Origin of the sequence: Pseudomonas sp. TH21, from assembly GCF_016651025.1 — a bacterium.
Classification (GTDB): Bacteria; Pseudomonadota; Gammaproteobacteria; order Pseudomonadales; family Pseudomonadaceae; genus Aquipseudomonas; species Aquipseudomonas aylmerensis.
In genome coordinates, this window is record NZ_JAEKEQ010000001.1 from 1,662,470 (window position 1) to 1,689,082 (window position 26,613).

The 26,613-nt window shown below is 62.4% G+C and carries 22 protein-coding genes; 15 read left to right on the forward strand and 7 right to left on the reverse strand.

Annotated elements, in window-relative coordinates:
* The first annotated feature begins 24 nt into the window (after positions 1–24).
* Complete coding sequence (gene punC, locus JFU04_RS07440; RefSeq protein WP_201143760.1) at positions 25–1,215, forward strand: purine nucleoside transporter PunC; 1,191 nt, start codon at positions 25–27, stop codon at positions 1,213–1,215.
* A gap of 102 nt (positions 1,216–1,317) precedes the next feature.
* Here the strand turns inward: punC and JFU04_RS07445 are convergent, their stop codons facing one another.
* Complete coding sequence (locus tag JFU04_RS07445; RefSeq protein WP_065901867.1) at positions 1,318–2,151, reverse strand: nucleoside-binding protein; 834 nt, start codon at positions 2,149–2,151, stop codon at positions 1,318–1,320.
* 158 nt (positions 2,152–2,309) lie between these two features.
* Here JFU04_RS07445 and JFU04_RS07450 point away from each other — a divergent pair, with 158 nt between their 5' ends.
* Positions 2,310–3,812 carry a nucleobase:cation symporter-2 family protein gene (locus JFU04_RS07450; protein WP_201143761.1) on the forward strand — a complete coding sequence of 501 codons (1,503 nt, stop codon included), beginning with the start codon at positions 2,310–2,312 and terminating at the stop codon, positions 3,810–3,812.
* Positions 3,813–3,912: 100 nt separating this feature from the next.
* Here JFU04_RS07450 and JFU04_RS07455 read toward each other — a convergent pair whose 3' ends face one another.
* Positions 3,913–4,839 (reverse strand): proline iminopeptidase-family hydrolase, encoded by a 927-nt coding sequence (locus JFU04_RS07455; protein WP_201143762.1) that lies wholly within the window; start codon positions 4,837–4,839, stop codon positions 3,913–3,915.
* Positions 4,840–4,934: 95 nt separating this feature from the next.
* A complete protein-coding gene (locus JFU04_RS07460; RefSeq protein WP_065901861.1) occupies positions 4,935–5,699 on the reverse strand; it encodes a LuxR family transcriptional regulator in 765 nt (254 codons plus the stop codon).
* A gap of 183 nt (positions 5,700–5,882) precedes the next feature.
* Between JFU04_RS07460 and JFU04_RS07465 the strand changes: the two genes are divergently transcribed.
* Genes JFU04_RS07465 through JFU04_RS07490 form a run of 6 tightly spaced genes read left to right on the forward strand, consistent with a single transcriptional unit; the run spans position 5,883 to position 12,055 of the window.
* Positions 5,883–6,770: a proline iminopeptidase-family hydrolase gene (locus JFU04_RS07465; RefSeq protein WP_120447919.1), complete on the forward strand. Its 888-nt coding sequence runs from the start codon at positions 5,883–5,885 to the stop codon at positions 6,768–6,770.
* 3 nt (positions 6,771–6,773) lie between these two features.
* Positions 6,774–7,721 carry an ABC transporter permease gene (locus JFU04_RS07470; protein ID WP_065901852.1) on the forward strand — a complete coding sequence of 316 codons (948 nt, stop codon included), beginning with the start codon at positions 6,774–6,776 and terminating at the stop codon, positions 7,719–7,721.
* A complete protein-coding gene (locus tag JFU04_RS07475; RefSeq protein ID WP_201143763.1) occupies positions 7,718–8,575 on the forward strand; it encodes an ABC transporter permease in 858 nt (285 codons plus the stop codon). Before JFU04_RS07470 ends, JFU04_RS07475 begins: the two co-directional genes overlap by 4 nt.
* On the forward strand, positions 8,572–9,528 hold the full coding sequence (locus tag JFU04_RS07480; RefSeq protein ID WP_106804788.1) for an ABC transporter ATP-binding protein: 957 nt from the start codon (positions 8,572–8,574) through the stop codon (positions 9,526–9,528). Before JFU04_RS07475 ends, JFU04_RS07480 begins: the two co-directional genes overlap by 4 nt.
* On the forward strand, positions 9,525–10,559 hold the full coding sequence (locus JFU04_RS07485) for an ABC transporter ATP-binding protein (RefSeq protein ID WP_201143764.1): 1,035 nt from the start codon (positions 9,525–9,527) through the stop codon (positions 10,557–10,559). Before JFU04_RS07480 ends, JFU04_RS07485 begins: the two co-directional genes overlap by 4 nt.
* On the forward strand, positions 10,541–12,055 hold the full coding sequence (locus tag JFU04_RS07490) for an ABC transporter substrate-binding protein (RefSeq protein ID WP_120447924.1): 1,515 nt from the start codon (positions 10,541–10,543) through the stop codon (positions 12,053–12,055). Before JFU04_RS07485 ends, JFU04_RS07490 begins: the two co-directional genes overlap by 19 nt.
* A gap of 133 nt (positions 12,056–12,188) precedes the next feature.
* On the opposite strand, the gene JFU04_RS07495 is transcribed toward JFU04_RS07490, so the two are convergent.
* The 4 genes from JFU04_RS07495 to JFU04_RS07510 form a co-directional block, all read right to left on the reverse strand.
* Positions 12,189–12,929, reverse strand: a complete 741-nt coding sequence (locus JFU04_RS07495; protein WP_065901843.1) for a YciK family oxidoreductase — start codon at positions 12,927–12,929, stop codon at positions 12,189–12,191.
* 170 nt (positions 12,930–13,099) lie between these two features.
* Positions 13,100–13,771, reverse strand: coding sequence for an N-acetylmuramic acid 6-phosphate phosphatase MupP (mupP, locus tag JFU04_RS07500; protein WP_201143765.1), 672 nt, complete (start codon positions 13,769–13,771; stop codon positions 13,100–13,102).
* Positions 13,772–13,775: 4 nt separating this feature from the next.
* The gene (gene ubiG / locus JFU04_RS07505) at positions 13,776–14,474 is read right to left on the reverse strand and encodes a bifunctional 2-polyprenyl-6-hydroxyphenol methylase/3-demethylubiquinol 3-O-methyltransferase UbiG (RefSeq protein ID WP_201143766.1); all 699 of its coding nucleotides are present in this window, start codon (positions 14,472–14,474) and stop codon (positions 13,776–13,778) included.
* Positions 14,475–14,538: 64 nt separating this feature from the next.
* A complete protein-coding gene (locus JFU04_RS07510) occupies positions 14,539–15,870 on the reverse strand; it encodes a TRZ/ATZ family hydrolase (RefSeq protein WP_106804784.1) in 1,332 nt (443 codons plus the stop codon).
* A 109-nt stretch (positions 15,871–15,979) separates the two neighbouring features.
* Here JFU04_RS07510 and mtnA point away from each other — a divergent pair, with 109 nt between their 5' ends.
* The 7 genes from mtnA (at position 15,980) to cmk (ending at position 26,599) form a co-directional block, all read left to right on the forward strand.
* Complete coding sequence (mtnA, locus tag JFU04_RS07515; RefSeq protein WP_201143767.1) at positions 15,980–17,050, forward strand: S-methyl-5-thioribose-1-phosphate isomerase; 1,071 nt, start codon at positions 15,980–15,982, stop codon at positions 17,048–17,050.
* Between the two features lie 424 nt (positions 17,051–17,474).
* Positions 17,475–20,129 carry a DNA gyrase subunit A gene (gene gyrA, locus JFU04_RS07520; RefSeq protein ID WP_201143768.1) on the forward strand — a complete coding sequence of 885 codons (2,655 nt, stop codon included), beginning with the start codon at positions 17,475–17,477 and terminating at the stop codon, positions 20,127–20,129.
* 243 nt (positions 20,130–20,372) lie between these two features.
* Positions 20,373–21,458 (forward strand): 3-phosphoserine/phosphohydroxythreonine transaminase, encoded by a 1,086-nt coding sequence (gene serC / locus JFU04_RS07525; RefSeq protein ID WP_201143769.1) that lies wholly within the window; start codon positions 20,373–20,375, stop codon positions 21,456–21,458.
* Positions 21,458–22,552, forward strand: a complete 1,095-nt coding sequence (gene pheA / locus JFU04_RS07530; protein WP_034096534.1) for a prephenate dehydratase — start codon at positions 21,458–21,460, stop codon at positions 22,550–22,552. Before serC ends, pheA begins: the two co-directional genes overlap by 1 nt.
* A 9-nt stretch (positions 22,553–22,561) precedes the next feature.
* Positions 22,562–23,674, forward strand: coding sequence for a histidinol-phosphate transaminase (gene hisC, locus JFU04_RS07535; protein ID WP_106804783.1), 1,113 nt, complete (start codon positions 22,562–22,564; stop codon positions 23,672–23,674).
* Between the two features lie 28 nt (positions 23,675–23,702).
* On the forward strand, positions 23,703–25,913 hold the full coding sequence (locus JFU04_RS07540) for a bifunctional prephenate dehydrogenase/3-phosphoshikimate 1-carboxyvinyltransferase (protein ID WP_201143770.1): 2,211 nt from the start codon (positions 23,703–23,705) through the stop codon (positions 25,911–25,913).
* The gene (gene cmk / locus JFU04_RS07545) at positions 25,910–26,599 is read left to right on the forward strand and encodes a (d)CMP kinase (RefSeq protein ID WP_003172653.1); all 690 of its coding nucleotides are present in this window, start codon (positions 25,910–25,912) and stop codon (positions 26,597–26,599) included. The genes JFU04_RS07540 and cmk overlap by 4 nt, the downstream gene beginning before the upstream one ends.
* Positions 26,600–26,613: the final 14 nt, after the last annotated feature.

The following is a 26,613-nucleotide window of genomic DNA, read 5'->3' on the forward strand; positions in this document are numbered from 1 at the left end:
GATGGCAGGATCTACAAGGCTTCAATGAAAAATTCTTTTGGTTTTACCGGGTATCTGGCGGGGCTGAGCATGCTCGGCTATTTGGCGATGGACATGTACCTGCCTGCGTTCGGCGCCATGGGCGAGCAGCTGCAGATCAGCGCAGGCGCGGTCGGCGCCAGCTTGAGTATTTTCCTCGCGGGCTTTGCGCTGGGGCAATTGTTGTGGGGGCCGTTGTCCGATCGGCTGGGGCGCAAGCCGATCCTGCTCGCGGGCCTGAGCCTGTTCGTGCTCGGCTGTGCGGGAATGTTCTGGGTCGAAACGGCGCCGCAGTTGCTGGCCTTGCGGTTTATGCAAGCGGTGGGTGTGTGTGCCGCTGCCGTCAGTTGGCAGGCGCTGGTGATCGACCGCTACCCGGCCGACAAGGCTCACCGCGTGTTTGCCAGCATCATGCCGCTGATGTCGCTGTCGCCGGCCCTGGCGCCGTTGCTGGGCGCGATGGTACTGAATCACTTGGGGTGGCAGGCCATTTTCGGCGTATTGCTGGGGGTGTCGGTGTTGTTGCTGGTGCCGACCTTGTTCCTGCGCAGCCTGCCGAAACGTCCGATAGAAGAGGGCGAACCTACGCGTCTGGGGTATGGGCAATTGCTCACGTCCCGCGTGTTTACCGGCAATGTGATGATCTTTGCTGCGTGCTCGGCCAGCTTCTTCGCCTGGCTGACCGCTTCGCCGTTCATCCTTGGGGGCATGGGCTACAGCCCGAACGATATCGGCCTGAGCTACGTGCTGCCGACCCTCGCGTTCCTGATCGGCGGCTACAGCTGCCGCAGCGCCTTGCAGCGCTTCCAGGGCAAGACGCTGTTGCCGTGGCTGCTGCTGGCTTATTGCATCAGCATGGTCGCGTTGTACCTGGTCGCGACATTCACCGTGCCGACCCTCACCACGTTGCTGATTCCATTCTGCCTGATGGCGCTGGTCAACGGTGCCAGCTACCCGATTGTGGTAGCAAATGCACTGATGCCGTTTGCGGAAAACTCCGGCAAGGCGGCGGCCCTGCAAAACACCCTGCAACTGGGCCTGTGCTTTCTCAGCAGCCTGCTGGTGTCGTCGATGATCGATGAGCCGCTGATGATCACCGTGATCGTGATGCTGGCGACCGCACCGTTGGCGGTGCTGGGTTACTGGCTGGCGCGGCCGAAAACCGTCCATTCAGCGCTGGCGCCGGATCTGGAGTGACACCCCGGTCAAGCTGTAGGCGCTGGCTTGCCTGCAATGCGGACGACTGGGTGTATCAGGTACACCGAGGCGATGCGGTCGCAGGCAGGCCAGCGCCTGCCGTCAGAAGGTGATTTCCAGGTTCACCGTCGGCGTTGAAGTGCGGCTGCCCCGGCCGCCGTCCACGCCGAACTTGTTATGCCAGTACTCATAACCCACCCCGAGGTACAGGTTCGGCTTCACGCTTTTACCCGGTCGCACCGCCACCATCAGTGCAGTGCGCATCAGCGCTTCCGGGGCCGTGTCACGGCCATGGTAGTCCTCGCCTTTTTCCCCGACGTAATTGATGAACCCCTGGAATTTCGCCGCGTGGTTGGCGATCTCGAAAGGACGCATCCACGTCAGGTTGAGCATGTAGGTGTCATCGAAGGTGTGATTGGACTCCTGCGCGCCGGGGATGCCGGTGTGATTGCGTTCCTTGTAGTACATCAGGCTCAGGTCCAGCACCCCCACGGTGTTGAATTTCAGGGTCGGGCCGATCACCAGCGCACGTTTTTTCGCCGACGCGAAGTTGTTGTTGCGGTTGGCGTCGAAGCCCAGGGTCAGCGCGTAGTCCTTGATCAGGCCAGTGCCCAGCGGCCTATCGAACACCCGTGATGCATACAACTGGTGCCGGTACACCGCGTACACCTCGCTGCCCCCGTGGTCGGTACCCTTGCGCGGGTCGCGGCTGTCGGACAGGAACACATCCAGATTCAGAAAATTACTGCCGTACGTGTAGCCGCTGGCATGGGTAAAGCTGTAGATGCGCTTACTGAATTCGTCGGGGTTATTCGGGTTGGTGAACTGCTGGCCGTAGCGAAATCCTACGCTGTTGTTCATCCATTCCACCGCGACAGCCTCCCCGCCGCCGAGGAGGGTGAGTGCGACGGTTGCTCCCTGTAGGGCTTTTTTCATTGTTATCGGTCCTTGGGCGTTCTGGCTCATCACGGCCGGATTATTTTTGTAACGCCGATGGAGGGTATCTTGTTCGGCGGATTGTATACAACTCTATGGACATCCACTCCAAAGATTGCATACAGTGTCCGCACAACAAAAACAGAGAACCCCTCACCATGACTATCCCGAAGGCGTCACCGCAGCGGCCAGAAGATGAGAATCTCGGCGTCGCCGCCAACATGGCTTACGGCCTGCAGCATGTGCTCACCATGTACGGCGGCATCGTCGCGGTACCGTTGATCGTCGGCCAGGCAGCCGGGTTGTCGCCGGCAGATATCGGTCTGTTGATCGCTGCATCGCTGTTTGCCGGCGGCCTCGCAACGTTGCTGCAAACCCTGGGGCTGCCGTTTTTTGGCTGTCAGTTGCCGCTGGTGCAGGGCGTGTCGTTTGCTGGCGTGGCAACCATGGTTGCGATTGTCGGCAGCGACGGCGCTGGCGGGGTGCCGGCGGTTCTCGGCGCGGTGATGGCCGCGTCATTCATAGGCCTGCTGATCACCCCGGTGTTCTCGCGGATCACCCAGTTTTTCCCGCCGTTGGTCACAGGCATCGTGATCACCACCATCGGCTTGACGCTGATGCCGGTGGCGGCGCGCTGGGCCATGGGCGGCAACAGCCGCGCGGCGGATTTCGGCAGCATGCCCAATATCGGCCTGGCGGCACTGACATTGGTGCTGGTGTTGTTGCTGAGCAAAATCGGCAGCGCGACCATCTCGCGCCTGTCGATCCTGCTGGCGATGGTGATCGGCACCGTGATTGCAGTGTTCCTCGGCATGGCCGACTTTTCCGGTGTTACCCAGGGGCCGATGTTCGGCTTCCCCACGCCTTTCCATTTCGGCATGCCGACGTTCCATGTGGCCGCGATCATTTCGATGTGCATCGTGGTGATGGTGACCCTGGTGGAAACCTCGGCAGATATCCTGGCGGTGGGTGAGATCATCGACACCAAGGTCGACTCCAAGCGCCTGGGCAACGGCCTGCGCGCCGACATGCTGTCGAGCATGTTTGCGCCGATCTTTGGTTCGTTCACCCAGAGCGCGTTTGCCCAGAACGTCGGCCTGGTGGCGGTCACCGGGGTGAAAAGCCGCTTTGTGGTGGCCACCGGCGGACTGTTCCTGGTGATCCTCGGCCTGCTGCCCTTCATGGGGCGGGTGATCGCCGCGGTGCCGACTTCAGTGCTGGGCGGTGCCGGGATTGTGCTATTCGGCACGGTGGCGGCCAGTGGCATTCGCACCCTGTCGAAGGTCGATTACCGCAACAATATGAACCTGATCATCGTCGCCACGAGCATCGGTTTCGGCATGATCCCGATTGCCGCGCCGAGTTTCTACGACCACTTCCCCACCTGGTTCGCGACCATTTTTCACTCAGGCATCAGTTCGTCGGCAATCATGGCGATCTTGCTGAACCTGGCGTTCAACCATTTCACCGCAGGCAACTCCGACCAGCAGTCGGTGTTCGTGGCGGGGACTGAGCGCAGCCTGTGTTTCCACGACGTGGCGGCCTTGCGCGAGGGGGATTACTTCAGCGGCGGCAAGTTGTTCGATGCCGAGGGCAAGGAGATTCCGATGGTGGCGGATGTGCCGAGGAAAATGACAAAGCCCGAAACCAGCCACGTTTAACCCTGTGGAAGCGGGCTTGCTCGCGAATGCGGTGGATCAGTCGAAACATAGACCGGCTGACAGACCGCATTCGCGAGCAAGCCCGCTCTCACATGGAGATTCAACTGGCCTTAAGCACTTGGTGCGAACACACCTCATCCAGAAACTTCACCACCGTGCCCATGCACGCCTGGCGCTCTTCCACATGGGGCATGTGGCTGGAGTCTTCAAACAGCGCCCAGCGCACATCGGCGATTTCATCCAGGAACGGCTTGACCACCAGCGGGGTGGCCTCGTCATGCCGGCCGGAAATCACCAGGGTCGGGACATTGATTGCCGACAGGCGGCCAATCGACTTCCAATCCTTCAAACTGCCGATCACGTGGAATTCAGTCGGGCCGCTCATGGCGTGGTACACCGTGGGGTCCGAATCGACTTGGGCGAAGGTGCGCGCGACTTCTTCCGGCCATGGGTTGACCCGGCAGACGTGGTGGTCATAGAACACCCGCGAGGCGGCGAGGTATTCCGGGTCCTGATAAGTGCCGGCGGCTTCATGCTTGAGCAGGGTTTCATGCACACCTTCGGGCAACAGCTTGCGCAGGCGGTTGGCCTCGCTGACCCAGGTGCGCATGCACGTCGGTGAGTTGGCCGGGATAAACGCCCGCAGGCCCTTGGGTTGCAGGATCGCGTGTTCACTGCCGAGCATGCCGCCCCAGGACTGGCCGAGGATCGCGTAGTCGTCGCTGATCTGCAGGTGGTCCAAGAGGTTGTTCAGCTCTGCGAGAAACAGGTCGACCGTCCAGAAAGAGCGGGCTTCGCCGGGCAGGTGGGTCGAGCGGCCGTTACCCAGTTGGTCGTAGTGGATGACGGCGTGGCCGCTGGCCGCGACATCCTTGAACGCGTCTACGTAGTCATGGGTGCAGCCGGGACCGCCGTGAATGACCACCAGCGGGGTGAGGCCGCTGGAGAGGTCGCCGGTGACGCGGTACCAGGTCTGGTAGGCACCAAACGCCGCATAGCCTTCGCGGATTTTTTCGATGAATTCCATTTCGTACCCTGCTCTCTTTGAAAAAGGATCAGGGACACGATAATGCGTGCGCGAAATTTAAGTAACTAGCAAAACAGCTAGGTTTTGCCCAGGGATCAATCTTCGAGCAGGCGGTAATGGGTGGCACGCACCACCGCCTGCACACGGTTCTTGGCCCCCAGCTTGTGCATCGCCGAGGCCAGGTGCAGGGTGACCACGGCCAGTGAGCGGCTCAGTTGCGTGGCGATTTCGGCGGCGGTCAGGCCTTCGGCTGCCCATTTGAGGCACTCGCGCTCGCGCTTGGTCAGATGAATATGCGGGTAAGTGCGCAGTTCCTTGCTGAACAACGGGTAGGCCGCTTCCTGCAATGCGTGGGAAATCAGGCTGAAGTCCGACAGGGTCTGCTGCGCATCCTGCAACACGGAATGTGCTGTGCCGGTCCGCAGGCCTGTGAGCGAGGCGAAGCCGCCACGGGGCAGGTGGATCGGCACGCTGACACCGCAGGTCAGTTGCTGGTCGTGCAGGTAGGACGAAACGGGGGCGTGGCAGGGGTCGATGATGGTTTGCAGGGCGGTGTCGGCCTTGGCTTCGTAGGACCACACGAACGCCGACACCGTGCGCAAGGCCAGGTGTTGCACCGGGTCGATCTGGTAAAACCCTTTGCTGCACCACAACGCATGCCAGTCGGGCGGGGTGTTGCGCAGTTCCAGCACCGAGGGGGTGATCAGTGCACCATCCTGGTCAATCGGCACCGGGGTGTAGTCATACACCAGCGCGTCGAAACCCAGCTGTTGGGCGAGGATAAAAGTGTTGTCCATCTGCTCGTCCAGGCTCCTGCCCGGCATCAGACGCTGATTGAAGGCAGTTAGCTTGGCCAGCATCCGTTCTGCTCCCGAATTCATTTGAATCTCGATTTGCTGCAAGTAGAATGCCACGCCCCGGCGAAGGACAGCCAGGCCAAACCTATAAGAAATGCTAGGTTATGGACGCGCGGCATCCTCGGTAGTGTTGGCCCGACAAAAGGCCGCTACCTGCCAGGCCGACACAACACAAGGAATGTATGCATGTGGCGTGAAATTGCCCCCGACCAGCAGTACAACGTGCAAGTCGACGGCCATAACCTCGTGGCCTACAGCTTTGGCGAAGGCGATGAGGTGCTGCTGTGCCTCAATGGCGGCCCGGGCCTGCCGTGTGACTACTTGCGCGACGCCCATGGCTGGCTCAAGGAGCAAGGCCTGCGAGTGGTTGCATTCGACCAGCTTGGCACGGGCGCATCAGCCAGACCGACCGATGTTTCGCTGTGGGAAATCCGCCGTTATGTCGAAGAAGTTGAAACCGTGCGCCAAGCCCTGGGTCTGGGACGCGTGCACCTGCTCGGGCATTCCTGGGGCGGCTGGCTCGGTATCGAATACGCCATCCATTACCCCGACGCCCTGAAAAGCCTGATCCTCGAGAACACCGTCGGCGACATTCCCCACCTGTCCCAGGAACTCGAACGCCTGCGCGGCGCGCTCGGCAGCGAAACCGTGGCCATGATGCAGCGCCATGAGGCCATGGGCACCCTTGACCACCCGCAGTACCAGGCCGCGATCACCTTGCTCAACTACCGCCACGTCTGCCGCCTGGACGAGTGGCCCGAGCCGGTCAAGCGCTCCCTGGGCGACTGGAACATGGGGCCCTACGAAACCATGCAGGGGCCCAACGAATTCCTCTACATCGGCAACCTCAAGGACTGGAACCGCCTTCCTGAAATGGCCGCGTTCAAGATGCCGATCCTGATTACCACCGGCCAGCACGACGAACTCACCCCGGCCTGCGCCATGCGCATGAAAATGGCGGCCCGGCACGCCGAATTGCACGTATTCCCCAACAGCAGCCATATGCCATTTTATGAGGAGCCCCAGGCGTATTTCCCCGTGCTGCTGGACTTCCTCGCTCGCCATCGAGGTTGACGGATGAACCTGGCGCGCTACCGTTTTGTGCTGTCCCGGCCGCTGCAATTGCTGCCGGTGCTGTTTGGCATCAGCCTGATTACCTTCGTGCTGGTGCGCTCGATTCCGGGCGACCCGGCGCGCGCCTTGCTGGGGTCGCGCAGCACACCCGATGCGTTGCTGAAGATCCGCGCCCAGTACGGCCTCGACCAGCCGCTGTGGCTGCAATATTTCTACTTCCTGAAAAACCTGCTCAAGGGCGACCTCGGCCAATCGCTGCTGTACAAGGTCGACGCCTTGAAACTGATCGTCACCCGCATCGAGCCGACCCTGGTACTGGTGCTCGGCAGTGTGGTGCTGGCGCTGCTGATTGCGCTGCCGCTGGCGAGCTGGGCCGCGCGTAACAAGGGCGGTTGGGTGGATAACCTGATCCGCGTGTTTACCACCGTGGGACTGGGCATGCCGGCGTTCTGGCTGGGCTTGATGCTGATCCTGCTGCTCAGCGTGCAATGGGGCTTGTTCCCGGTGTCCGGCTACGGGCGGACCTGGTTGGACAAGGCCCACCACATGGTTTTGCCGTGCCTGACCATCGCCCTGGCATTGTCGGCGGTGCTGGTGCGCAACCTGCGGGCGAGCATGTTGATGGAGTTGCAGGCCGACCACGTCACCGCCGCCCGAGCGCGCGGGCTATCGGAAGCGGCGGTGTTTCGCCGCCATGTGTTGCCCAACTCCCTGGTACCGGCGGTCAACCTGCTGGCGGTGAACATTGGTTGGCTGATCAGCGGTACGGTGGTGATCGAAAGCCTGTTCGCGATTCCCGGTATCGGCCAACTGCTGGTGCGCGGCATTTTCACCCGCGACTACATGGTGGTGCAGGGCGTGGCCATGGTGCTGGCGTGCGCGACGGTGCTGGTCAACTTTGTCGCGGACGTGGTGACGGTGGCCCTCGACCCACGGGTAAAAATGCAATGAGCAGCCGCCCATTGATTGCCCCGTGGCGCTTGCGTCTGCGTTTGGGTTTGCGCAATGGCCGGCTGACGGCCGCGTGGGGGCTGCTGGTGCTGCTGCTGTGGTTGGCCCTGGCGGTGTTTGCGCCGTGGATCGCGCCGTATGACCCGATTGCGCAGAACACCGATATCAGCTTGCTCGGCCCAAGCCTGGCCCATCCATTTGGCACGGACAACTATGGCAGGGATATCCTTTCGAGGGTGATCTGGGGCGCGCGTATCGACCTGCAACTGGCGATCATCGGCGTGATCTTCCCGTTCATGATCGGCACCTTTGTCGGTGCGGTGTCCGGTTACATCGGCGGGCGCTTCGACAGCGTGTGCATGCGCGTGATCGACGTGATTCTGGCGTTCCCGTTCCTGGTGTTGATGCTGGCAATCATGGCCATCCTGGGGCCCGGCCTGAAGAGTTTTTATATCGCCATGGCATTGGTGGGCTGGGTGTCGTACGCGCGGCTGATCCGCTCGCAGATCCTGGTGCTCAAGGAAAGCGACTTCGCCCTGGCCGCCAAGAGCCTGGGCTTTGGCCATGGGCGCATTCTGTTTCGGCACTTGCTGCCCAATGCGCTGTTTGGCTCGATCGTGTTTTCCATGTCCGATGCCGTGTTGGTGCTGCTCAACGGCGCCGCCGTGAGCTACCTCGGCCTGGGGGTGCAGCCACCGACGGCCGAGTGGGGGACGATGGTCGCCGAAGGCCAGGCGTTTATCACCACGGCCTGGTGGATCTGCACCTTTCCCGGCCTGGCCATCGTCACCCTGGCCATGGGCTTCAGCCTGCTGGCCGATGGGGTGGCGCAAGTGTTGGGGGATCGCGCATGAGCCTGTTGCAGGTGCGTGACTTGAGTGTGATCGCCAACAACGCCGGGCACGATGTGACCCTGGTGGACCGGGTGTCCTTCGACCTCGCCGAAGGTGAAGTCCTGGGCCTGGTGGGCGAGAGTGGGTCGGGCAAGACCATGGCCTGCCGTGGCCTGATGCGCCTGTTGCCGTCGCCCAGCCTGCGCGTGCAAGGCGGTGCCGTGCACCTGGCTGGCCGTGATCTGCTGCAACTCGACGATGCCGGCATGCGCGCCGTGCGGGGTGGGCAACTGGGCATGATCTTCCAGAACCCCAGCAGCCACCTCGACCCCTTGATGCGCATCGGCGCGCAGATCGCCGAGGGCGTGCGCCTGCATCAAGGCGCATCGAAAAAAGACGCGCACCGCCAAGCCATCGAGGTGTTGCGCCAGGTCGGTATTCCCGATCCCCAGGCACGGGTCGACAACTATCCCCACGAATTTTCCGGCGGCATGCGCCAGCGCGCGATGATCGCCGTGGCCTTGGGTTGCAACCCGAGGGTGCTGATCGCCGACGAGCCGACCACTGCCCTGGATGTGACGGTACAGGCGCAAATCCTGCGGCTGTTGCTCGACCTGCGCGACCAGCGCGGCCTGTCGATCATCATGATCACCCATGACCTCGGCGTGGTGGCGCAGACCTGCGATTCCATCGCGGTGATGTACGCCGGGCGCCTGTGCGAGCACGGCAGCAAATACGCGCTGCTGGCGCATCCGCAACACCCGTACACCGCCGGCCTGATCGACTGCCAGCCGGCCCACAGCAGCGGGCATGCCTTGTTGCGCACCATTCCCGGCCAGCCGCCGTTGCTGGATGCGCTGCCGGCGGGCTGCCGGTTCAACCCGCGCTGCCCACAGGCCGGCGCCCTGTGTACCGAAGTGTTGCCCGAAGGTGCGCGGGTGGCGTGTCACTATCCGTTGGGAGCTGGCCCATGAGCCTGTTGCAGATCAAGGATCTGGAGGTGCGCTTTGCGGCGTCCGGCACGGGTGTGTTCGGCCTGAACAAGCAGTGGGTGAGGGCGGTGAACGGTGTATCGCTGAACCTGGCGGCGGGCGAGACCCTGGGGCTGGTCGGCGAGTCCGGCAGCGGCAAGAGCACGCTGGGGCGGGCGATCCTGCACCTCAACCCGATCAGCGCCGGGCAGGTGTTGTTCGATGGCGTCAACATGGCCCACGGCAGTGCGATCGACATCGCCCGGCTACGTCACGAAACCGCGATGATTTTCCAGGATCCGTATGCCGCGTTGAATCCGCGCCATACCATCGGCGAGACCATCGCCGAGGTCTTGCGGGTACAGCGCAAGGTCACGCCGGCGCGGATTCCCGACCGCGTCGCCGAGTTGCTCGAACTGGTCGGCCTGCGCCCCGAACTGGCCGGCCGTAAACCCGCCTCCCTCAGCGGTGGCCAGTGCCAGCGCGTGGGGATTGCCCGGGCGCTGGCGGTGGAGCCGCGCCTGATCATCGCCGATGAATGCGTGGCGGCGCTGGACGTGTCGATCCAGGGCCAGATCATCAATCTGTTGCTGGAACTGCAACAGCGCATGAACCTGGCGATCCTGTTTATCGCCCACGACCTGGCCATCGTGCGCCGCCTGTGCGACCGCGTGGCGGTGATGTACCTGGGCAAGATTGTCGAGGAAGGCCCGGTGGAAGCGGTGTTTACCACGCCGCGTCATCCCTACACGGCGGCCTTGATCCAGGCGATTCCCGAGATCGATCCGTATCGGCCGTTGCCTGCCGAGCCGTTGCCTGCCGAGCCGTTGCCCGGCGAACCCCCGAGCCCGCTGAATTTGCCTGCGGGCTGCGCCTTTCACCCGCGTTGTCGGCATGCCCGGGCCATGTGTTCCGTGGTGTTGCCGCCGACTCATTTCCTGCACGAGCATCGGTACAGTTGCGTGCTTGAAGAACCGTTGACCCTTCCTGCCCATCATGAACAAGGAGTTATGACATGCAATCGCGCCACTTGAAGTTGCTTGCCGCCGCCACGCTGACGGCCTGGTCGCTGACCGCCGGTTTTGCCCAGGCCGCCGGCGTCCTGACCATCGGCTGCCGTGAAGACAGCACCACGTTCGACCCGATCAAAAGCGCGCAAAACCGCGACACCTGGGTGTTCGCCAACGTTTACGACACCCTGGTGCGCGTGGATAACCTGGGCACCAAGATGGAACCTGGGCTGGCAGAAAGCTGGGACATCTCCAAGGACGGCCTGACCTACACCTTCAAGCTGCGCGATGCGAAATTCTCCGATGGCTCGCCGATCACCGCCGACGACGCCGCGTTCAGCCTGCTGCGCATCCGCGACAACAAAGCCTCGCTGTGGGCAGACCCTTTCAACCTGATCAACACGGCCAAGGCGGCTGACGCGAAAACCCTGGTGGTCACGCTGAAGACCCCGGCGGTGGCTTTTCTCTCGCAACTGGCGTCGCCGACGGTGTCGATCCTGTCGGAAAAGGCCATGACCAAAATGGGCGAGGACGCCTACTCGGAGAATCCAGTGACCTCCGGTGCGTTCACCGTCGACGAGTGGCGCAAGGGTGACCGGGTGATTCTGAAAAAGAACCCGAACTTCTGGCAGGCCGGGAAGGTGAGCCTGGACGGCGTCGAATGGGTGTCGGTGACCGATGACAACACGCGCATGCGCATGGTGCAGAACAACGAACTGGACACAGCGATCTTCGTGCCGTTCTCGCGGGTGGAAGAGCTGAAGAAAGACCAGAACGTGGTGATCCACGCCGACCCGTCCACCCGTGAAGATCACCTGCTGATCAACCACGAGCACGGCCTGCTGGCCAAGCCGCAAGTGCGTCAGGCGTTGGACATGGCGATCGACAAGCAATCGCTGGTCAAGACCGCCACGTACGGTCAAGGCACCGTGGCTTATTCCTACATCCCGAAAGGCTCGCTGTACCACTACGCCAACAACCTGCAGCGCCCGTATGACCCGACCGCCGCCAGGAAACTGCTGGACGAGGCGGGGGCCAAGGACTTGAAACTCAACTACGTGGTCAACGCCGGCAACGAAGCCGACGAGCAGATTGCGGTGATCATCAAGGATCAACTGGCCAAGGTCGGCGTCACCGCCAACCTGCAGAAGGTCGACCCGACCCAAAGCTGGCAGATGCTGGTGGACGGTGACTACGATATTTCGGTGATGTACTGGACCAACGACATTCTCGACCCGGACCAGAAGACCACCTTTGTACTGGGTCACGACACCAACCAGAACTACATGACCCGCTACAAGAACGACCAGGTCAAGGCACTGGTGGCGGCAGCGCGGATCGAGGCCGACCCGGCCAAGCGTGAGCAGATGTATATCGACCTGCAGAAACTGGCGAAACAGGATGTGAACTGGATCGACCTGTACTACAGCCCTTACATCAACATCTCACGCAAGAATGTGAGCAACTTCCTGCAAAACCCGCTGGGTCGCTTCACCCTTGAGGAAGTGGTGAAGAACTAAACCTCAGCTACACCGAACATCAACTGTGGGAGGCTTGCTTGCGATAGCGGTCGGTCAGTTGGCATGTGTGCTGGCTGACACTGCGCTTTCGCAGGCAAGCCAGCTCCCACATTTGCCCTGCGGTGTTTCAGGGTTATTGCGCGTCAAACGCCTGCCCGTTGATCCCGGCACTGTCCGGTCCCATCAGGTACAGGTATACCGGCATGATCTCTTCCGGCGCCGGCCGCTCCATCGGGTTTTCACCCGGATACGCCTGGGCGCGCATGCTGGTGCGTGTGCCGCCGGGGTTGATGCTGTTGGAACGTACCGCTGCCACATCCTCGAGTTCGTCGGCCAGGGTTTGCATCAAACCTTCCGTGGCAAACTTCGACACCCCATACGCCCCCCAATACGCCCGGCCCTTGCGCCCGACGCTGCTGGAGGTGAACACCACCGACGCATCCTGGGACAGCTTGAGCAGCGGCAGCAAGGTGCTGGTCAGCATGAACATCGCGTTGACGTTCACGTGCATCACGCGCATGAAGTTTTCACCGGACAACTGCTCGATCGGCGTGCGTGGGCCGATGATCGAGGCGTTGTGCAGCAACCCGTCGAGGTGGCCGAAGGCCTTTTCGATCATCGCCGCCAGCTCATCGTATTGATGCGGCAGTGCCGTCTCCAGGTTGAACGGGATCACCACCGGCTGCGGGTGGCCTGCGGCTTCGATCTCGTCGTAGACCTGGGCCAGGTTGGCTTCGGTCTTGCCCAGCAGCAGCACCGTGGCGCCATGGGCCGCGTAGGTTTTCGCCGCCGCCGCACCAATCCCGCGACCGGCACCGGTCACCAGGATGACGCGGTCTTTGAGCAGTTCTGGACGTGCGGAGTAATCAAACATAAATAGCCTCGACAAAATTCAACAGATTGCTAACACCACGCTTGAAAATAGTGAAGATCCCCTGGGGGAGCGGGCGTGCTCGCGAAGGCGGTGGGTCAGTTGACACGTTCATTGACTGCCACGCTGCCTTCGCGAGCAAGCCCGCTCCCACATTTAGATCTTCATTGGCCTCAGCAGCTGCACAGCGCGTTATCCAGCACCTTGCGCAGCTCCAGCGGGTGATCCACCACCACATCGGCGCCCCAGTGGCGCGGGTTGTCATCCGGGTGGATGTAGCCGTAGGTCACCGCCGCCGTGCGCGTGCCGGCGTCGCGGCCGGACTCGATGTCGCGCAGGTCATCGCCCACGAACAGCACGCTGGCCGGGTCCAGGTCGAGCATCTTGCAGGCCAGGATCAGCGGCTCCGGGTCCGGCTTGCTGTTCTTCACATGGTCCGGGCAGATCAACAGCGCCGAACGCTCGGCCAGGCCCAGTTGCTGCATGATCGGCTCGGCAAAGCGCACCGGCTTGTTGGTGACCACGCCCCAGATCAGCTTGGCTTTCTCGATGTCTTCCAGCAGTTCTTCCATGCCATCGAACAGCTTGCTGTGGATCGCGCAGCCCTTGAGGTAGCGCTCCAGGAACTCCTGGCGCAACGCTTCAAAACCTGGCGATTCGGGGTCCATGGAAAAGGTCACGGCGACCATGGCGCGGGCGCCACCGGAGATTTCATCGCGGATGTGCTGGTCGTTGATCGGCGCCAGGCCGCGATCGGCACGCATCGCCTGGCAGATGGCGATAAAGTCCGGCGCGGTGTCCAGCAGGGTACCGTCCATATCGAAGAGAACCGCTCGCAACTTCACAGGCTTACTCCTCGCGCAGGGTCTGGATCATGTAGTTGACGTCAACGTCGTTGGCCAGCTTGTAGTGCTTGGTCAACGGGTTGTAGGTCAGGCCGATGATGTCCTTGACGGTCAGCCCGGCCTGGCGGCTCCAGGCACCCAGCTCGGAAGGACGGATGAATTTCTTGAAGTCGTGGGTGCCGCGCGGCAGCAGCTTCATGATGTATTCGGCGCCGATGATCGCGAACAGGTAGGCCTTGGGGTTGCGGTTGATGGTGGAGAAGAACACCTGGCCGCCCGGCTTGACCATGCGGAAGCAGGCGCGGATCACCGAGGACGGGTCTGGCACGTGCTCGAGCATTTCCAGGCAGGTGACCACGTCGAACTGCTCGGGCATTTCCTCGGCCAGGGCTTCGGCGGTGATCTGGCGGTATTCCACGCTCACGCCGGATTCCAGCTGGTGCAACTGGGCCACGGCGAGCGGCGCTTCGCCCATGTCGATCCCCATCACGCTGGCGCCGCGCTGGGCCATGGCTTCGCTGAGGATGCCGCCGCCGCAACCGACGTCCAGCACCTTCTTGCCGGCCAGGTTGACGCGTTCGTCAATCCAGTTGACCCGCAGCGGGTTGATGTCGTGCAGGGGCTTGAACTCGCTCTCGCGGTCCCACCAGCGGTGGGCGAGGGCTTCGAATTTGGCGATTTCGGCGTGGTCGACGTTGCTCATGGTGGATCCTCTAAACCTGATAAATCGTGTGGTCGGTGCCTGGCGCGCACGCCCGGCACCGGCGTTATTCGTGGTGTCCGCTGATGCGTTGGCCCCAGGCAATGGCCGTGGCGGTCAACTGTTGTTCATCCATGCGGGTCAATTGCCGGTCGTCGAGCAACTGCTTGCCGGCGACCCAAAGGTGTTTCACGCAATCGCGTCCGGTGGCATATATAAGCTGTGAGACCGGATCGTAGATCGGTTGTTGCGCCAGCCCGGAAAGATCAAAGGCCACCATGTCCGCGGCCTTGCCGACTTCCAGCGAGCCGATTTCGTTCTCCAGGCCCATGGCGCGCGCGCCGTTGAGCGTCGCCATGCGCAGTGCACGGTGGGCATCCAGGGCGGTGGCCGAGCCGGCGACAGCCTTGGCCAGCATCGCCGCTGTACGGGTTTCACCCAGCAGGTCCAGGTCATTGTTGCTGGCGGCGCCGTCGGTGCCGATGGCCACATTGACCCCAGCCTGCCACAGGCGCTCCACCGGGCAGAAGCCACTGGCCAGTTTCAGGTTCGACTCCGGGCAATGGATGATGCTGGTGTTGCTTTCTACCAGCAAAGCCAGGTCGTCCTCGCTGATTTGGGTCATATGAACGGCCTGGAAGCGCGGGCCGAGCAGCCCGAGGCGGCCCAGGCGTGCCAGCGGCCGTTCGCCGGTCTGCTCGACGGCCTGTTGGACCTCGAAGGCGGTTTCGTGCACATGCATATGGATCGCGGCGTCCAGTTCCTCGGCGATCACGCGGATCTTTTCCAGATTGGCATCGCACACGGTGTAGGGCGCGTGGGGACCGAAGGTGATCTTGATGCGCGGGTGGTGCTTGAGGTCGCCGAACAGCTCGATACCCTGGCGGATCGCCTCATCGGCGCTGCTGGCGCCGGGAATCGGGAAGTCGAGGATCGGAATCGCGATCTGCGCGCGCATGCCGCTGTTGTGCACGCAATCGCTGGCGACCTTGGGGTAGAAATACATGTCGGAGAAGCAGGTGATGCCGCCCTTGAGTTGCTCGGCGATGGCCAGGTCGGTGCCGTCCCGCACAAAGGCCTCATCGACCCATTTGGCTTCGGCGGGCCAGATGTGCTTTTCCAGCCATGTCATCAGCGGCAGGTCATCGGCCAGGCCGCGAAACAGGCTCATCGCCGCGTGCCCGTGGGCGTTGATCAGGCCCGGGCTGAGCAGCATGCCCGGCAACTCGCGGACCTCGGTGGCCGCCAGTTTCAGCGCGGCGGCCCGTGGGCCGATAAAGGCAATGCGCCCATCGCGGATCCCCAGGGCATGCTCCTTGAGCACCACGCCGGCAGGTTCGACAGGCACCAGCCAGGTCGGCAGGAGTAATAAGTCGAGCGGGGCGGCAGTGGCGGTCATCGCAGGCTTCTTCCGGGGCAGCTATAAAAGAAGGGCGAAGTATACCCGAGCGTCCAGGCTGGCGGATCGCTATAATCGGCGGCTTTTGTTGATGAGTACGGGGTGAGGGATGCGCGATCGACTGTTGGCAGCGGAGAAAGTGAAGGCCATCGATTGGCGTGATGGCGCACTGCACCTGCTCGATCAGCGTGTTTTGCCCTCCCGCGAAAGCTGGGTGGTGTGTTCGACGGTCGAAGACGTCGCCGCTGCCATCCGCTCGATGACCGTGCGTGGTGCGCCGGCCATCGGCATCAGCGCAGCCTACGGCCTGGTGCTCGCCGCCCGTCGACGCATTGCCGAAGGCGGTGACTGGCAGGCGGCATGGGAAGAGGACTACGCGTTGCTGGCCGATTCGCGTCCGACAGGGTCGAATCTGTTCTGGGCCCTCAAGCGCATGCGTGACCGCCTCGACCGTCTCAAGAAGCACGCCGACCCGGCCGCGGTGCTGGAAGCCGAAGCCATCGCGATCCACGAAAGCGACCGTGAAGCCAACCTGAGCATGGCGCAGCTGGGCCTTGAGCGGATTCGCAAGCACCAGGGCAATGCCCAGGCGATCCTCACCCATGGCAATGCTGGCGCCCTGGCCACCGGGGGGGTCGGCACGGCCCTCGGGGTGATCCGCGCCGCCTTCCTGGAGGGGTTGGTCGAGCATGTCTACGTCAACGAAACGCGCCCCTGGCTGCAGGGCTCGCGGCTGACGGCCTGGGAGCTGGCGGGCGAGGGGATTGCGACCACCGTCAATGCAGACTCGGCCGGCGCGCATATCCTCAAGACCAAAGGGGTGACCTGGGTGGTGGTCGGCGCCGACTGCATCGCGGCCAATGGTGATGTGATCGGCACGATTGGCACTTATCAGCTGGCGGTGTGTGCCATGCACCATGGCGTGCGCTTCATGGTGGTGGCGCCGAGTTCGACGCTGGACCTGATGATGGCCACTGGCGAGGACGTCGCCCTGGAAGAGCGCGACGCGGGCGAGTTGCTGGAAGTCGCCGGGCAGCGTTTGGATGCAGCGGCTTTCAACCCCGTGTTCGACGTGACTCCCGCCGACCTGATCGATGTGATCGTGACTGAAAAAGGCATCGTCGAGCGACCTGACACCGCCAAGCTGGCCAAGTTGATGTGCCGTAAACGATTGCATTAAGGGCGTTGCGGCCTTCGAGATTGCTATCGCTGGCAAGCCAGTTCCTGCAGTGGCGGTGCGCACTGTGCAACATTGTAGGAACTGGCTTGCCGGCGAACCCCCTCAAATGTCAACAAAACCATTGGATCCATACGCAAAAAATAGCACCAAGGCATCTCTGAGCCCCTCTCGTCGCCCTCAAGCCTGTCATCCGTCAACTTACTATGCTCCATGCGCATCAGGGGGATAGGTGCGTGGCGGCGATTGTGATAACATCCGGCGGTTTCCAGGGCTGCCCCGAGGGGTGGCCTATAACGTGCAGATCCGTGTCATAACTCGTTGATTTGTCGTAAGTCGTTGTCAGGCACTGTGCCGGCAGCGGCGAGCTTCGTTCGTCCCATATGGATGTGACGAAGTTTCACCCGAAAAAGGAATCAGGCTTCTCATGGGCGAACTGGCCAAAGAAATCCTCCCGGTCAATATCGAAGACGAGCTGAAACAGTCCTACCTCGACTACGCGATGAGCGTAATTGTCGGTCGGGCACTGCCTGATGCGCGCGATGGCTTGAAGCCCGTGCACCGGCGTGTGCTGTTCGCGATGAGCGAGCTGGGTAACGACTGGAACAAGCCGTACAAGAAATCTGCCCGTGTTGTCGGTGACGTGATCGGTAAGTATCACCCTCACGGCGACACTGCGGTGTACGACACCATCGTTCGGATGGCCCAGCCGTTTTCCCTGCGCTACCTGCTGGTAGACGGCCAGGGCAACTTCGGTTCGGTCGACGGCGACAACGCCGCGGCCATGCGATACACCGAAGTGCGCATGACCAAGCTGGCGCACGAGCTGCTGGCCGACCTGCATAAAGAAACCGTGGACTGGGTGCCGAACTACGACGGCACCGAAATGATCCCGGCCGTCATGCCGACCAAGATTCCAAACCTGCTGGTCAACGGCTCCAGCGGTATCGCCGTGGGCATGGCCACCAACATCCCGCCACACAACCTCGGTGAAGTCATCGACGGTTGCCTGGCCCTTATCGACAATCCTGAGCTGACTGTCGATGAGCTGATGCAATACATCCCCGGTCCGGACTTCCCGACCGCTGCGATCATCAACGGTCGCGCCGGTATCATCGAAGCCTACCGCACCGGTCGCGGGCGCATTTACATGCGCGCCCGCTCGATCATCGAAGACATCGACAAGGTCGGTGGCCGCCAGCAGATCGTCATCACCGAACTGCCGTACCAGCTGAACAAGGCGCGGCTGATCGAGAAGATCGCAGAGCTGGTCAAAGAGAAGAAGCTCGAAGGCATCACCGAGCTGCGCGACGAGTCCGACAAAGACGGTATGCGCGTGGTGATCGAGCTGCGTCGTGGCGAAGTGCCTGAGGTTATCCTCAACAACCTCTACGCCCAGACCCAGCTGCAAAGCGTGTTTGGTATCAACGTGGTAGCACTGATCGACGGCCGCCCGCGCATCCTGAACCTCAAGGATCTGCTCGAAGCTTTCGTTCGTCACCGCCGCGAAGTGGTCACCCGCCGTACCGTGTTCGAGCTGCGCAAGGCCCGCGAGCGCGGCCATATCCTGGAAGGCCAGGCAGTTGCGCTGTCGAATATCGACCCGGTGATCGCCCTGATCAAGGCCTCGCCAACCCCGTCTGAAGCCAAAGAGGCGCTGATCAGCACCCCTTGGGAATCCAGCGCCGTGGTGGCCATGGTTGAACGCGCCGGCGCCGACTCGTGCCGTCCGGAGACCCTGGACCCGCAATACGGTCTGCGCGAAGGCAAGTACTTCCTGTCGCCGGAACAGGCCCAGGCCATCCTGGAGCTGCGCCTGCACCGCCTGACCGGCCTGGAGCACGAGAAGCTGCTTGCCGAGTATCAGGAGATCCTCAACCAGATCGGCGAGTTGATCCGCATCCTCAGCAGCGCCGTGCGCCTGATGGAAGTGATCCGCGAAGAACTGGAAGTGATCCGCGCCGAATACGGCGACGTGCGCCGCACCGAAATCCTCGATGCGCGTCTCGACCTGACCCTGGGTGACATGATCCCGGAAGAAGAGCGCGTCGTGACCATTTCCCACGGTGGTTATGCCAAGACCCAGCCCCTGGCTGCGTACCAGGCCCAGCGTCGTGGTGGTAAAGGTAAATCGGCTACCGGCGTGAAGGATGAGGACTACATCGCTCACCTGTTGGTCGCCAACAGCCACACCACGCTGCTGCTGTTCTCCAGCAAGGGCAAGGTGTACTGGCTCAAGACCTACGAGATCCCGGAAGCCTCGCGTGCCGCCCGTGGTCGTCCGTTGGTCAACCTGCTGCCGCTGGACAGTGATGAGTACATCACCACCATGCTGCCGGTCGAGGAATACACCGAAGGTCACTTCATCTTCATGGCGACCGCCAAAGGCACCGTGAAGAAGACCCCGCTGGAATCCTTCAGCCGTCAACGCAGCGTGGGCCTGATCGCCCTGGAGCTGGACGAAGGCGACGTACTGATCTCCGCCGCCATTACCGATGGCGAGCGTGAAGTCATGCTGTTCTCCGACGGCGGCAAGGTCACGCGCTTCAAGGAATCCGACGTCCGCGCCATGGGCCGTACCGCCCGCGGTGTGCGTGGCATGCGTCTGCCGGAAGGGCAGAAGCTGATTTCGATGCTGATCCCGGAAGAAGGCAGCCAGATCCTCACGGCTTCCGAGCGTGGTTATGGCAAGCGCACCGCCATCAGCGAGTTCCCGGAGTACAAGCGTGGCGGCCAGGGCGTGATCGCCATGGTCAGCAACGATCGCAACGGCCGCCTGGTCGGCGCGGTCCAGGTGCTCGACGGCGAGGAGATCATGCTGATTTCCGACCAGGGCACGCTGGTACGTACCCGTGTGGCTGAAGTGTCGAGCCTGGGCCGTAACACCCAGGGCGTGACGCTGATCAAGCTGGCCAAAGACGAAAAACTGGTGGGCCTGGAGCGTGTGCAGGAGCCATCGGAAGTCGAAGGCGAAGAGCTGGAAGGTGAGGAATTCGACGGCGAGGTGATCCCGGCAGGCGATGACAACGTCGACGAGCCAACCCTCGACGCTGCCGCAGACGAAGAAGAACCGCAGGAATAAGCGGACACACAGGGGGCGGATGAAGATTCGCCCCCTTGTTGTTTGTCCCTTGTGAAATAACACGTCCTTTGGCTGGACGCGCTCAATGTGGGAGCTGGCTTGCCCGCGATGGCAGCGCCACGGTATCACTGCGCTACCGAGGTGCCCTTGTCGCAGGCAAGCCAGCTCCCACAAGGGTTCGCTCCAGAGAAAGGTTGTTGCCGAACATGATTGCAGCCCCACCAGATCAGAGTGAGATTGGATGTGAGCAAGAGAGCCTATAACTTCTGTGCCGGTCCCGCGGCGCTTCCTGAAGCAGTCCTGCAGCGTGCGCAGGGTGAACTCCTCGACTGGCATGGAAAAGGCCTCTCCGTGATGGAAATGAGCCATCGCAGCGATGAGTTCGTGTCCATTGCCACCAAGGCCGAGCAGGATCTGCGCGACTTGCTGGACATCCCATCCAACTACAAAGTGTTGTTCCTGCAGGGCGGCGCCAGCCAGCAGTTCGCCCAGCTGCCCCTGAACCTGCTGCCGGAAGACGGCACCGCCGACTACATCGACACCGGTATCTGGGGCCAGAAGGCCATTGAAGAGGCTTCGCGCTACGGTCACGTCAACGTTGCCGGTACCGCCAAGCCCTACGACTACTTCGCCATTCCCGGCCAGAACGAGTGGAAGCTGTCGAAGGACGCGGCCTACGTGCACTACGTAGCGAACGAAACCATCGGCGGCCTGGAATTCGACTGGGTACCGGAAGTAGGCGACGTCCCGCTGGTGTGTGACATGTCCTCGGACATCCTCTCGCGCCCGATCGATGTGTCCAGGTACGGCATGATCTACGCCGGCGCGCAGAAGAACATCGGCCCGAGCGGCATCCTGGTCAACATCATCCGCGAAGACCTGCTGGGGCGTGCCCGTTCGCTGTGCCCGACCATGCTCAACTACAAGGTCGCGGCCGATAACGGCTCGATGTACAACACCCCGCCGGCGTTCGCCTGGTACCTGTCCGGCCTGGTCTTCGAGTGGCTCAAGGAGCATGGCGGCGTGGCTGCCATGGGCAAGCTGAACGAAGAGAAGAAGCGCACCCTGTACGACTTCATCGACGCCAGCGGCCTGTACAGCAACCCGATCAACCTGACCGACCGCTCGTGGATGAACGTGCCGTTCCGCCTGGCCGATGACCGCCTGGACAAGCCGTTCCTGGCCGGTGCCGACGCGCGCGGCCTGCTGAACCTCAAGGGCCACCGTTCGGTCGGTGGCATGCGCGCCTCCATCTACAACGCTGTCGACATCCACGCCATCAACGCCTTGGTGGCCTACATGGCAGAGTTCGAAAAGGAACACGGCTAATGTCTGAGCAAGAACTCAAGGCCCTGCGCGTGCGCATTGACAGCCTGGACGAGAAAGTCCTGGAGCTGATCAGTGAGCGCGCGCGGTGCGCCCAGGAAGTGGCACGGGTAAAGATGGCCTCCCTGGCTGAAGGCGAAGTGCCAGTGTTCTACCGGCCTGAGCGTGAAGCCCAGGTGCTCAAGCGCGTGATGGAGCGCAACAAGGGCCCATTGGGCAATGAAGAGATGGCGCGGTTGTTCCGTGAAATCATGTCTTCCTGCCTGGCGCTGGAGCAGCCACTGAAAGTGGCTTACCTCGGGCCTGAAGGCACCTTCACCCAGGCGGCGGCCATGAAGCACTTCGGCCACGCGGTGATCAGCAAGCCAATGGCTGCGATCGACGAAGTGTTTCGTGAAGTGGCGGCTGGTGCCGTGAACTTTGGCGTGGTGCCGGTGGAAAACTCCACCGAAGGCGCGGTCAACCACACGCTGGATAGCTTCCTCGAGCACGACATGGTGATCTGTGGCGAAGTCGAACTGCGCATCCACCATCACCTGCTGGTGGGCGAGAACACCAAGACCGACAGCATCAGCCGTATCTACTCCCACGCCCAGTCGCTGGCCCAGTGCCGCAAGTGGCTGGACGCGCATTATCCGAATGTCGAGCGCGTGGCAGTGTCCAGCAACGCCGAGGCGGCCAAGCGGGTCAAGGGTGAGTGGAATTCGGCGGCCATTGCCGGTGACATGGCTGCAGGCCTGTATGGCCTGACGCGCCTGGCCGAGAAAATCGAGGATCGCCCGGACAACTCCACGCGGTTCCTGATGATCGGCAACCAGGAAGTACCGCCGACCGGCGACGACAAGACGTCGATCATCGTCTCCATGAGCAACAAGCCCGGCGCGCTGCATGAACTGCTGGTGCCGTTCCACGACAACGGGATTGACCTGACGCGTATCGAGACTCGTCCTTCGCGCAGCGGTAAATGGACTTACGTGTTCTTTATCGACTTCGTCGGCCATCACCGCGACCCACTGGTCAAGGGTGTGCTCGAGAAAATCAGTCAGGAAGCCGTGGCACTCAAAGTGCTGGGCTCTTACCCGAAAGCGGTTTTGTGAGGCTTTAACATGAGTGGCAACTTCCTCGCCCTGGCTCAGCCGGGCGTGCAACAACTGTCGCCTTACGTTCCAGGCAAGCCTGTGGACGAGCTGGCGCGTGAGTTGAACCTGGATCCTTCGAAGATCGTCAAGTTGGCCAGTAACGAAAACCCGCTGGGCCCAAGCCCCAAGGTGTTGGCGGCCATTCGTGAGGAGCTGGCCGAGCTGACCCGTTACCCCGATGGCAACGGCTTTGCGCTCAAGTCCCTGCTGGCGCAGAAGTGCCGGGTCGAGCTGAGCCAGGTGACCTTGGGCAATGGTTCCAACGATATTCTCGAGCTGGTCGGCCGTGCCTACCTGGCGCCGGGCCTCAACGCGGTGTTCAGCGAACACGCGTTTGCGGTCTATCCGATCGTGACCCAGGCGGTCGGCGCTGATGCGCGCATCATTCCTGCGAAGGAGTGGGGCCACGACCTGCCGGCCATGCTGGCGGCCATCGACGCCCAGACCCGTGTGGTGTTCATCGCCAACCCGAACAACCCGACGGGCACCTGGTTCGACGCGCAGGCGCTGAACGACTTCCTGCAGGATGTGCCGGAGCACGTGCTGGTGGTGCTGGACGAGGCCTACATCGAGTACGCCGAAGGCAGCGACCTGCCGGACGGCCTCGACTTCCTGGCGGCCTACCCGAACCTGCTGGTCTCGCGCACCTTTTCCAAGGCCTATGGCCTGGCGTCGTTGCGGGTGGGCTACGGCCTCTCCACGGCGGTCGTCGCGGACGTGCTGAACCGCGTGCGCCAACCGTTCAACGTCAACAGCCTCGCGCTGGCGGCGGCCTGTGCCGCCGTGCAGGATGCCGAATACCTGGAAGAGGGCCGGCGCATCAACGAAAGCGGCATGCTGCAGTTGCAGGCAGGCTTTCGCGAACTTGGCCTGGGCTGGATTCCGTCCAAGGGCAACTTCATCTGTGTCGACCTCGGCCAAGTGGCTGCTCCGGTATTCCAGGGCCTGCTGCGCGAAGGTGTGATCGTGCGTCCGGTGGCTAACTACGGTATGCCGAACCACCTGCGTATCACCATTGGTTTGCCGGCAGAAAACAGCCGCTTCCTGGAGGCGTTGGCCAAGGTTCTGGCTCGTGGTTGATGTCACTGCATTGCAACCTGTTGTGCCTATGATCGGTCGCCTGGTGGTGGTCGGTCTGGGGTTGATCGGCGGCTCCTTCGCCAAAGGCCTGCGTGAGAGTGGGTTGTGTGGCGAAGTGGTCGGTGTGGACCTGGACCCGCAATCGCGCAAGCTGGCGGTCGAGTTGGGCGTGGTGGATCGCTGCGAAGCGGACCTCTCGCTCGCATGCCAGGGCGCTGACGTGATCCAGTTGGCGGTGCCGATCCTGGCCATGGAGAAATTGCTGGCGGTATTGGCGGGCATGGACCTGGGGCAGGCGATCCTGACGGACGTCGGCAGCGCCAAGGGCAACGTAGTGCGCGCGGCGCAACAGGCGTTTGGCGGCATGCCCGCGCGCTTCGTGCCGGGGCATCCGATTGCTGGGTCCGAGCAGAGCGGGGTGGAGGCATCGAATGCGCAGCTGTTCCGGCGCCATAAGGTGATCCTGACGCCGCTCGAGCAAACCGATCCTGCGGCGTTGGCCGTGGTTGACCGGCTGTGGCGTGAGCTGGGCGCTGACGTGGAGCATATGCAGGTCGAGCGCCACGACGAAGTGCTGGCGGCGACCAGTCACTTGCCGCATCTGCTGGCATTTGGCCTGGTGGACTCGCTGGCCAAGCGCAATGAAAACCTCGAGATTTTCCGTTACGCCGCCGGTGGCTTTCGCGATTTCACGCGGATTGCCGGCAGCGACCCCGTGATGTGGCACGACATCTTCCTCGCTAACCGCGAAGCAGTGTTGCGCACCCTGGACACCTTTCGCAGCGACCTCGACGCCCTGCGCGACGCGGTTGATGCCGGGGATGGCCATCAGTTGTTGGGCGTGTTCACCCGTGCGCGGGTGGCGCGTGAGCATTTCAGCAAGATCCTGGCGCGCCGGGCCTATATGGAAACTGCCGTGAACGCCGATGACCTGACCTTCCTCGCCAATCCGGGCGGCCGCTTGAGCGGACGTATCCGGGTGCCGGGTGACAAGTCGATCTCGCATCGCTCGATCATGCTCGGCTCGTTGGCCGAGGGTGTGACAGAGGTTGAAGGTTTCCTCGAGGGTGAAGACGCCCTGGCGACCTTGCAGGCTTTTCGCGACATGGGGGTCGTCATCGAAGGTCCGCACCATGGGCGCGTGACCATTCATGGCGTGGGCTTGCATGGCTTGAAAGCCGCGCCGGGGCCGATCTACCTGGGTAACTCCGGCACATCCATGCGGCTGCTGTCGGGGTTGCTGGCGGCGCAAAGCTTCGACAGCGTGTTGACCGGCGATGCGTCCCTGTCCAAGCGTCCGATGAGCCGCGTGGCCAAGCCGCTGCGGGAAATGGGCGCGGTGATCGAGACCGGTCCGCAAGGGCGTCCGCCATTGACCATCCGCGGCGGCCAGGTGCTGAAAGGCCTGGCCTATTCGATGCCGATGGCCAGTGCACAGGTCAAATCCTGCCTGTTACTGGCCGGGTTGTACGCCGAGGGCGAGACTTCGGTGACCGAGCCCGCGCCGACCCGTGACCATACCGAGCGCATGTTGCGCGGTTTTGGCTACCCGGTGGCGGTGAGTGGCGCGACCGCGTCGGTGCAATCGGGTCATGCACTGACCGCTACCCATATAGAAGTGCCGGCGGATATTTCCTCGTCGGCGTTTTTCCTGGTGGCGGCGTCGATTGCCGAGGGTTCCGAATTGTTGCTGGAGCATGTCGGCGTCAACCCGACGCGGACCGGGGTGATCGATATCCTGCGGCTCATGGGCGCAGATATCACCTTGGAAAACCCGCGTGAAGTAGGCGGCGAGCCTGTCGCGGACTTGCGTGTGCGTGCTGCGGCCCTGAACGGTATCGAGATCCCCGAGGCTTTGGTGCCGTTGGCGATCGACGAGTTTCCAGTGCTGTTTATCGCGGCGGCCTGTGCCAAGGGGCGCACCGTGTTGCGCGGGGCGCAGGAGCTGCGCGTGAAGGAATCCGACCGTATCCAGGTCATGGCCGACGGTCTGTTGGCGTTGGGCGTGAAGTGTGAACCGACTTCCGATGGGATTATCATTGACGGTGGCCCGATGGGCGGTGGTGAAGTGCACGCCCAGGGTGATCACCGGATTGCCATGGCGTTCAGTGTGGCTTCCCTGCGGGCGACAGCACCTATTCGTATCCGTGACTGCGCCAATGTTGCTACGTCTTTTCCGAACTTTCTTACACTGTGTGCCCACGTCGGCATCCGTGTTGCCCAAGAGGCTCAATTGTGAATATCAAAGCACCGGTGATTACCATCGACGGGCCAAGTGGCTCGGGCAAAGGCACGATCGCCGGCATCCTGGCCAAGCGCCTGGGCTGGTGTCTGCTCGATTCCGGCGCGCTGTACCGCCTGCTGGCGTTTGCCGCACGCAACCATGGCGTCGACCTGACCAACGAAGAATCGCTGAAGCTGCTGGCGGCGCATCTTGATGTGCAGTTTGTCGGGGCGACGGAAGGTCATCCCCAGCGCATCATCCTTGAAGGCGATGATGTGACCGATGACCTGCGCAATGAACAAGTCGGTTCCTGGGCCTCCCAGGTTGCCGCGCTGCCGGCCGTGCGCGATGCCTTGCTGCAGCGTCAGCGGGCGTTTCAGGAGCCGCCGGGCCTGGTCGCCGATGGTCGCGACATGGGCACGGTGGTGTTTCCGGAGGCCCCGCTGAAGATTTTCCTGACCGCCAGTGCCGAGGAGCGGGCGCGCCGCCGCTACTTGCAGTTGAAGGGCAAAGTCGATGGTGTTAGTCTGTCGAGTCTGCTAGATGAGATCCGTGCACGCGATGAGCGTGATACCCAGCGCGCAGTAGCCCCGCTAAAGCCGGCGGCTGATGCCATACAGCTGGATTCCACGGAGTTGTCCATCGAGCAGGTGCTGGAACGCATCTTGAGCGAAATCGCCATTCGCGATATCGCCGGGTGACCAAGAAGGCCGCA